This is a genomic window from Rhodococcus sp. Leaf278, from assembly GCF_001426085.1.
GTDB lineage: Bacteria > Actinomycetota > Actinomycetes > Mycobacteriales > Mycobacteriaceae > Rhodococcoides.
In genome coordinates this window covers 1-5,326 of record NZ_LMRR01000025.1, presented here as the reverse complement: position 1 = coordinate 5,326, position 5,326 = coordinate 1, and the positions used below count along the sequence as shown (strand labels likewise).

At 64.2% G+C, this 5,326-nt stretch carries 8 protein-coding genes; all 8 read left to right on the top strand.

Going from position 1 to position 5,326, the window contains the following annotated elements; translation table 11 throughout:
- A partial coding sequence (locus tag ASG84_RS28300; protein ID WP_235581735.1) for a hypothetical protein occupies window positions 1–232 on the top strand: 232 nt, incomplete at its 5' end.
- A 535-nt stretch (window positions 233–767) separates the two neighbouring features.
- Window positions 768–1,421, top strand: coding sequence for a hypothetical protein (locus tag ASG84_RS18685; protein WP_057478534.1), 654 nt, complete (start codon window positions 768–770; stop codon window positions 1,419–1,421).
- Entirely contained in the window at window positions 1,418–2,527 is a 1,110-nt protein-coding gene (locus ASG84_RS18680) for a hypothetical protein (RefSeq protein WP_057478532.1), read from the top strand. Before ASG84_RS18685 ends, ASG84_RS18680 begins: the two co-directional genes overlap by 4 nt.
- Window positions 2,524–3,039, top strand: coding sequence for a dATP/dGTP pyrophosphohydrolase domain-containing protein (locus ASG84_RS18675; protein ID WP_200936626.1), 516 nt, complete (start codon window positions 2,524–2,526; stop codon window positions 3,037–3,039). Before ASG84_RS18680 ends, ASG84_RS18675 begins: the two co-directional genes overlap by 4 nt.
- The gene (locus ASG84_RS18670; protein WP_057478531.1) at window positions 3,036–3,284 is read left to right on the top strand and encodes a hypothetical protein; all 249 of its coding nucleotides are present in this window, start codon (window positions 3,036–3,038) and stop codon (window positions 3,282–3,284) included. Before ASG84_RS18675 ends, ASG84_RS18670 begins: the two co-directional genes overlap by 4 nt.
- Window positions 3,281–3,640 (top strand): hypothetical protein, encoded by a 360-nt coding sequence (locus ASG84_RS18665; RefSeq protein ID WP_057478530.1) that lies wholly within the window; start codon window positions 3,281–3,283, stop codon window positions 3,638–3,640. Before ASG84_RS18670 ends, ASG84_RS18665 begins: the two co-directional genes overlap by 4 nt.
- A 606-nt stretch (window positions 3,641–4,246) precedes the next feature.
- The gene (locus ASG84_RS18650; protein WP_057478527.1) at window positions 4,247–4,468 is read left to right on the top strand and encodes a hypothetical protein; all 222 of its coding nucleotides are present in this window, start codon (window positions 4,247–4,249) and stop codon (window positions 4,466–4,468) included.
- Between the two features lie 104 nt (window positions 4,469–4,572).
- Entirely contained in the window at window positions 4,573–4,842 is a 270-nt protein-coding gene (locus ASG84_RS18645; RefSeq protein ID WP_057478526.1) for a hypothetical protein, read from the top strand.
- Window positions 4,843–5,326: the final 484 nt, after the last annotated feature.

Sequence of the window (5,326 nt, the reverse complement as noted above, 5' to 3'; positions counted from 1 at the left end):
GGGTTGTCTTCGACGGGTAGCTCCCGCGAAGGCGTACTCGCCGGACGCGACGCAGACGAAGCGGTACTCGCCGGACGCGACGACGCAGGGACGCGCAGTGCCGCTCAGGACCGCTCCACACGGCCGCAGGTGGCCGACGTACCTTCCGCTGCCGAGCCAGGCTCACCGGGGCAACCCGTCGATGGGACAGCGCACGACAGCGGCGATGCGCCGGCCACCACAGGCCGCGTGAGCGACGTACCCGAGAATTCGGATCAAACCGCGATCAAATCGGCTGAGACAGCCCCCGATCCGGAACAAACCCCGATCAAACCGGATCAACCCGCGAATCAAMTTTCAGACACTGTCCTCGGGCATGTGCGGGCGCACGTGCGCCAGGCAGGGTCAGGGCAGGGTGAGGTTTTGGGTAGGGGTCTGGGGGAGGGTCACTCGTCTGGGTCACCCGCCCACCATCCATCCGGAGACACCGCTCGTAAACGTGGCCGCCGCAGATCTCGTGGTCGTTCCCGTAGCTCTACGAAACAGGCCAGTCCAGATCCATCTCCTGACCGACCTGTGAATCCATTCCCACCGAGACCAGTCACCACTGCCCAGATCCTCGATCCATCGATGGACGCGGGCGCTGCACCCGACGTCGAAGTCCCCGCAAGATTCGGCTCGCCGTGGTTCGGCTGGCGCGGACCGGCATCGACGGTCACGGAAACCATCTGCGATAGCCACGGTCAGCACGAACCGTGTTCCACCTGCAAGACGAGCGAGGAGTGACCGTGAGCGATTACCCATCCGGCCTGACCCTGCGGCCGATCGAGCGTTGGCCGGCACCACGAACCAAACAACCCGGGCCGTCACCGTTCTCGGCTCCGTGGCGATCGACCCTGCAACTCCTCGACCGCGAGCTCCGGGCAATCGGCTCAGGCAACCGACCATCGACAGCCGTGCTGCAGATCGCCATGCGCGAACAGGACTTCCGACTCGACGGACTACCGAGGGCCAACGCGATCCCGACACATCCGGGTGTGATCCTCTCAATCGAGTCGAGCAAGGGCCCGCTGTCGTTCCCGTGCGATCGATTCACTCACTGGCAGGACAACCTGCGGGCCATCGCACTGTCTTTGGAGGCACTGCGCAAGCTCGACCGATTCGGCACGACCCCGAACGCTCAGCAGTACACCGGGTTCCGCGCGATCGGATCGGCCAGCTCAACTCCGACCGAATCGACCGCGCAGGCATTGCGCGCCCTCGAACTGATCGCATTCCCGGACACCGACGGCGTCGACCCGTCCGGTATCGCCTCGTCCGACCGGATCAAACGATTGGCGAAAGCGAACACCCATCCGGATCGAACCGGTGGCGACAGCGACGCGTTCCAACGCGTGCAGGACCTGATCAAGATCCTCGGCTGGGATGAGGGCCGCGCATGAGCATCGACGTCGCCGCAACTACCTGCATCTGCTCGCTTCCGCACAAGCGCACCCCCGACAAGGGCGAGCCGTTCACCGCGGCCGACGGCAAGACCGGCATCGGTGACGGGATGACCGCGGTGTGGGAACGAGCAGTCGACGGCGGCCGCGCGGTCACCGCATCCCACGACGGCTCGACCCTCTGCCGCGGGCACCTCACCCGGCTGCAGGATCTCATCGCATCGACCCCGCGAACGGTGGAGTGGATGCGCGAGCAGATCGAGCCGTCGAACACCGCTCCGGATCGCAGTGCCGGATACACGAAACCGTCGAAGAAGGAACCGCCCCTGCCGATCTCGGCGGCCGCAGTCGACGCCGCAGACGAGGAGCTGATCTTCCTGTGCGAGTGGGCCGACCAAATCTCGGCCGCGCGCGGCGAGATCGGCCCGGACTTGACCGGCGCACGCATGACGTGGCGGTCGACGTACCGGCCCGTCGCGCCGCTGCAGCAGGAGCGCCGCGTCGTCGGATTCCGGGCCATCGAACCAATTATGGTGAACCGCACCGTCAACTCGGTCACGAAGTACCTGCTCGATCGACTCGACTGGATCGCCGAGCAGGAATGGGCGGGGGAGATGATGGCCGAGCTCGGAGCGAACCGACGCTCACACACCAACCGGTGGCCACTCGGAGATACATCGCGCCGCGCCAGGGGATTCCGCTGCATGGATTGCAACCGCGAATCCATCGTCGTCCACCCACCCGCGCACGCACCGATGTACGAAGAGATACCCGTGCTGAGGGAGCCGCCCGAGCACTACCCGCCCGGCGGCATCGGACCGCGGATGGAACCGTCCACGTTCCCTCGACTCGACGAGTACGGGCACCCGCTCCTCGACGACGCCGGCCAACCGGTCCTGCACATCATCCGCCGAGAGCTGTACGCGCACCCGATGCTCGTCGCCTGCTCGGACCTCCGCTGCGGCGGCCGGGTCGACGAAGTGTATTGGAACTGGGCCAGTCTCGTCGCCGAGTCCGGCGCGGACATCCGAGACAAAGACATCCGAAGTCGAGCGATGGGCACCACGTCCGGAGCGAGCATCTACGAAGGGAACGGCTGGACATGACCGATCAGAAGGCACTCGCGTCCGCACTCGCGACGAAGCTCACCGAGGAACTGGGTTGGGACTGGAAGGGCGAGCGGTTCGAGGACGTGTGCATGCGCGGCGGATCAATGGATGTGCCGTCAGGTAGGCAGGTGATCCACGAGTTGGCCGAGAGCCTGGCGTCTGTGGTGGCTGCCCTGCCCGAAATCGCCATCGACGCGGCGCATCTCACGCATCAGCGTGAGTGGAGCCGAACGACATTCGGCCCAGGCTCACGCATCGAGGGCGTACTGGACCACATCACGAAGGAGATCGCTGAGGTTCGTGCCACGCCGGGCGACATCACTGAGTGGGCCGACCTTGCAATCCTGACGTTCGACGGTGCACTGCGGCAGGGCTTCGAGCCTGAGCAGATCATCGCCGCGATCAAGGCGAAGCAGTCAAAGAACGAGGGACGAACGTGGCCAGACTGGCGAACTGCCGATCCTGACAAGGCAATCGAGCACGTCCGAAATACGAGAAGCCAAGCATGAGCACGCCAATCGAACCGAACGCAGTGGTGCAGTTGATAGAGCAGTACATCGACGACGAGCACCGGGCCGCCGAGAGAGCCGACAACAAAACTGCACTGGACGAAGACGGGATCTACGGACTCCACAACGTCGCAGCGAAGGTGTATGCGCTCGGGTTCTATGACGGCACATGCGTCGCGAACGAACGCCATAACCGTCGCCGCGGCCGTGAACGCGAGAATGCCCGCGCAGAGGCTGAATCGTGAACGGCGAGGAGCTCGCGGCGATCGAAGCACGAGCCAACGCAGCCAGCGCAGGACCGTGGCAGACGTTCACCTCGGGTGTCGCAAACGGTGATCACTGGTACGTCTGGGACAACAGCACTGGATCCATCGCGCAGATCAGCAGCAACGACGGAACCAACGAGGAGAGTCGTCAGCCCGATGCCGAGTTCATTGCCCATGCCCGCGATGACATCCCGACCTTGTTGGCTGCGGTGCGGGAACGGGACAACGCCGTCGCCAGGGTGCGGAAGTGCATCAACGACTACGAAAGCTTAGGCACCAGACCGTGGAATGCCCTCCGCGCTGCCCTGTGGTTCGTCGACGGAGCCGACTCATGATCCTGCCCGAACTCATCACCGGCGATGATCTGAATGCTGAGCTGTGCGCATCTGACGGTTTCGGACACGACTATCGACCGCATCTCGTTCCACACCCGACCAACCCCGCTCTTGACCGGACGTACCTTCGTTGTGTCTTTTGCCACGCCGTCTCTTGCGGAAACTATGGCGAAACCGACCCCTGCATCGAGCACTACCACCACGAACCGAAATCGCACCGTGCCGCATCAGGCGTCACGTGGCCGATCGGTGGAGACAGGACCGACTCATGAGCACACCGAACCCCACGGAGGTCATCGCAGAGCACCACGTCCGATGGTGGTCGAAGACTGAAGGGCATTCGTACGCGTGGTGCTGGTGCGGTGAAGAGTTCACCAGCGTCGAACTGCACGCTGCGCATGTGGTGTCGAAGCTGACGGACGCCGGCGACAGCATCGTCGCTGGACCACAGGAACAGGACGATCGAGTCCATGCACTGACGATCAGTGATCTCACACAGTGCGGCCTGGAAATGGGATGGGGTCTCAGTGGCAGCTTCAGTAGATCCCATGTGACATGCGGCGATTGCACCGCTGAACGGATTGGACGCAGTGGAAGTGCTGAGCAATGAACGACGCCGATCCTCTCGATGTGGACTCGGATCAGTACGTGACGCTGGCCGAGGCTCAGCGGCGGACGTCGCGCTCGCGGCGCACGATCCTGCGTTGGGTGAAAGCCGGCACCGTGCGCACGATTGAACGCCAGGGACTTCGCGGATTCCATCTCGCAGACCTCGTCGATGCGGAAGCGTCGGCACATTACAACGCGGCTCGGACACGAAAACAGTAGAAGCGCTGTGACCAGCGTGTGCCCATGCGGTGGTGTACTCTTCGCGTAAGCGATCGGTGACTCCACGTCCCGGTCGCTTTGTCGTTCCCGAACAAGGAGCTCGTATGACCCGCAGTGAGGAGCAGCGCGAAGCTGACGAGGCACTGACTGCAGCGATCGAGCGCGTGTGGCGCGCGTACTACCCGGACACAGAGCCCGGCATCTTGATGGAGTACGTGGTCAATGCCAGGCGGCGGACCTTCGACGAAGACGATGGCAGTCCGCTTACATCGAACGCGACGATGCCTCGCGATGGCAACGTGCCACTCGACACACTGCTCGGTCTCCAGATGTTCGGAGCTCTCCGCACTCAGGCCCAGATACAGCAAGACTGATGGCACGCGCATCCAAGCGTGTGTGCTCGGTGCCTGGGTGTCCGTCGATACAGACCGGCCCACTGTGCACGGTGCATGCGAGGGAGCGAGAACGCTACCAACGAGCAACGGTGCCGACCAAGGTCACACGCGACTGGGCCGAGCAACGGCGGCGCGCTCAGGCCGTTACGGACTGGGTTGCGCGACATGGCTATTGGTGCCCCGGTGTTCGCCGGCCAGGGCACAGCTCGCGCGACCTCACTGCGGCACACGATCCACCGATCGCGCTCGGCGGCGACCCGCATGGACCGCTGAAAGTGCACTGCCGGAGCTGCAACAGCAGACAGGCCGCACGCTTCTGACCAGCGGAAACGCAATTGGTTCGCGTCGGTAACCAATGCTCTGACCTGCGGCGATGCACCCCAGGGGGGTGCCCCTAGGCCCCGCTCCTCGAGGTTCGCCGTGGGGGAGGGCTCTCCGAGGTGCGGAGGGTTCAAGAAGTTCC